The 600-nt window shown below is 49.5% G+C and carries 1 protein-coding gene; it reads left to right on the top strand.

The features are described from left to right. On the top strand, positions 1-600 hold a 600-nt coding region (locus tag HGP29_RS28485; RefSeq protein WP_168885841.1), incomplete at both ends, for a DnaB-like helicase C-terminal domain-containing protein.

The raw sequence follows: 600 nt of genomic DNA on the forward strand, positions 1-600 counted from the left end.
CGAGTTCGCCAAAGAGCAAGGACTGAAGGTTGCCATGGCGATGCTAGAGGAGTCCGTAGAGGAGACGATGGAGGATGTCTTAGGGATTGCCAACGGTATCCGCTTACGGCAGCAACCCCGTGAGTACAAGCAGAAGCTGATAGAAGACGGTACGTATGACAAATGGTTCGATGAACTGTATGGTACCGACCAGTTCCACCTTTATGACTCCTTTGCGGAAGCTGAGGTGGACCGACTGTTAGCGAAGCTGCACTACATGCGCACAGGGTTAAACTGTGACGTAATCATTCTGGACCACATCTCAATCGTAGTGTCTGCCTCTGAGGAATCCGATGAGCGCAAGATGATTGACCGACTCATGACCAAGCTGAAAGGGTTCGCTAAGTCAACCGGAGTGGTACTCATTGTTATTTGCCACCTGAAGAACCCGGAGAAAGGTAAAGCTCATGAAGAAGGACGTGCTGTTTCCATTACTGACTTGCGTGGGTCTGGGTCTCTGCGTCAACTCTCTGATACTATCATCGCACTTGAGCGAAATCAGCAAGGGGATATGCCTAATCTTGTCCTCCTTCGTATTCTCAAGTGTCGCTTTAATGGTAT

The sequence above is a fragment of the Flammeovirga agarivorans genome, from assembly GCF_012641475.1.
Classification (GTDB): Bacteria; Bacteroidota; Bacteroidia; order Cytophagales; family Flammeovirgaceae; genus Flammeovirga; species Flammeovirga agarivorans.